At 69.6% G+C, this 2,432-nt stretch carries 2 protein-coding genes and 1 pseudogene; all 3 read right to left on the minus strand.

Annotation, left to right across the window (positions count from 1 at the left end; translation table 11 throughout):
• Positions 1-890, minus strand: an 890-nt coding sequence (locus AC27VN_RS38925) for a bile acid:sodium symporter family protein (RefSeq protein WP_490880129.1), incomplete at its 3' end; no start/stop codon positions are given.
• Between the two features lie 25 nt (positions 891-915).
• A complete protein-coding gene (locus AC27VN_RS38930) occupies positions 916-2,244 on the minus strand; it encodes a flavin-containing monooxygenase (RefSeq protein ID WP_490880130.1) in 1,329 nt (442 codons plus the stop codon).
• An 8-nt stretch (positions 2,245-2,252) separates the two neighbouring features.
• Positions 2,253-2,432: pseudogene (locus tag AC27VN_RS38935) on the minus strand (SDR family oxidoreductase); the annotation flags it as partial.

Genomic DNA, 2,432 nt, shown 5'->3' on the forward strand with positions numbered 1-2,432 from the left:
GGCCGGCGGCCCCACCAGCTCGCGAGCGCGAGGCCCGCGATGATGTCCCAGAAGCCCCAGACGCCGGCCACCACCGCCATGCCGCCGAGCCCGCCGAAGAAGCTGAAGATCAGCACCAGCCCGAGCCCCGCGTTGCGGATGCCGACCTCGATCGCCACCGCGCGCCGGTCGTAGTCGGCCAGCCCCGACAGCCGCGCGCAGAGGTAGCCGGTGCCGAAGGCCAGCGCATCGTGCAGCACCACGGCCAGCAGCACCAGCCCCACGTAGTCGAGGAAGTAGCGCCAGTTGCCCGCGATCGCGCCGACGATGAAGGCGATCAGCGCGAGGAAGCTCAGGATCCGCGCCGGCTTCTTGATGCGCGCCGTGAGCCCCGGCAGCCGGTGCGCGCAGGCCACGCCGAGCACGAAGGGGATGCCGATGATCATCACGATGTGGCCCAGCATGTCGAGCGGATCGAGCGCGATGGTCTGGAGCAGCGGCGCGGCGGTCGGATGCAGCCCGCCCCAGAAGGCGAAGTTCAGCGGCATCAGCACGATCGACAGCGCGTTCGAGATCGCGGTCATCGACACCGACAGCGCCACGTTGCCGCCCGCGCGGTGCGTGAGGATCTGCGAGATGTTGCCCGGCGGGCAGCAGGCCACCAGGATCATGCCGAGCGCGATGCTCGGGGCGGGCTTTAGGACCAGCGTGAGCGCGAAGGTCACGGCCGGCAGCACGACGAACTGCGCGCCGATGCCCACCGCCATCGCGCCGGGCATGCGCGCCACGCGCTTGAAGTCCTCGATGCGCGTGTCGAGCGCGATGCCGAACATCAGGAAGCCCAGCACCACGTTGAGCAGCACCAGCGAGGCCGGATTGAAGTGCAGGCGGATCTCGTCGACGGGCAGCATGGGCGCGTGTCCTTTTTTCGTCGGCTCAGCCCGGATCGGCCAGCGCCGCCGAGGCGGCGCGCACCGCGGCGCGGTAGGTGTCCTTGTGCACGTAGTAGGCCATGCGCTCGAGCTGCAGGTACTTGTAGCCGCCGGAAAGGTCGGGCGCCGGACCCTTGGCGGCCTCGCGCAGCGCCGCGGCCTTGGGCGAGCCCGCCGCCTGCGCGCGCAGGTAGCGCGCCACCAGCTCGGCCTGCTCGTAGCGTCCCTGCCAGCCGATGCCACTGGCCTCGATCATGCCGAGCACCGCGAGGTTCTCGAAGCGCGGCGAGAAGATGTTGAGGTGCAGCCGCGGCGCCATGCCCTGCCAGTCGAGCAGCGCGCGGTCGATGAACGGATAGTGCAGCGCATAGCCGGTGGCGGTGAGGATCAGGTCGTAGTCGTGCGTGCCGCCGTCCTTGAAGTACACGGTGTGGCCGGCCAGCCGCTCGACGTCGGCGCGCACCGCGATGTCGCCATGGCCGATGTGGTGCAGGATCAGCGAATTGACGATCGGGTGCGACTCGTACATGCGGTAGTCGGGCTTCGGAAAGCCGAAGCGCGTGGGGTCGCCGGTGAACCACTGCAGCACCATGGCGTCCAGCCGCTGCTTGAGCCATGGCGGCAGCGGCTTGCTGCCGCCGAGCGTGTCGGCCGGCTTGCCGAACACGTACTTGGGCACGAAGTAGTAGCCGCGCCGCACCGAGATGTCCACGCACTTCGCGTAGTGCACCGCGTCGACCGCGATGTCGCAGCCCGAGTTGCCCGCGCCCACGATCAGCACCCGCTTGCCCTTGAAGATCTCGGCATGCTTGTAGTCGCTGGTGTGCAGCAGCTCACCCTCGAAGTGGCCGTCGAAGCGCGGATGCTTGGGCTCGGACAGCGTGCCGTTGGCGATCACCACGCCCTTGAATTCGAAGGTCTCCACGCCCTCCTCGCCATCGCCGTCGGCCGGGCCCACGCTGACCTGCCAGGTGGTGTCGGGCGCGTCCGAGGTCGGCTCCACGCGCAGCACGCGCGTGCCGAAGCGGTAGTGCTCGCGCAGCCCGAAACGCGTGGCGAAGTCGCTGAAGTAGCGGCGCAGCTCGCGGTGGCTCGGGTAGTCGGCCACCGTGTCGGGCATCGGGAATTCGCTGAACTCGGTGGTCCTCTTGCTCGAGATCAGGTGCGCCGAGTGGTAGACCGTGGAGCGCGGGTTCGCGATGTCCCACAGCCCGCCCACGTCGCTGTGCGCCTCGAAGCCCTGGAAGGGAATGCCGTGCTTCTGCAGGTTGCGGGCACCGGCGAGGCCCGAGGGGCCGGCGCCGATCAGCGCGATCTGTTCGTGGGTGGGCACTGTCACTGTCACGTTGGCGGCGAGCCTTCCTTCGGCGAGGGCGGTGATGAAAAAGGTGGCAGCCCGGGGATCGGCGTGGCGCCGGCCTCGCCCGCGCGCGGCTTGCGCGGCTGGCCGCGCAAGAGCCGGTCGTGCAATGCCTCGGGCAGGCAATCGAGTGCCTTCGACAGCCAGCCGATGCGCCGCGG

The sequence above is a fragment of the Variovorax sp. 20P10.2.4 genome (genome assembly GCF_058244205.1).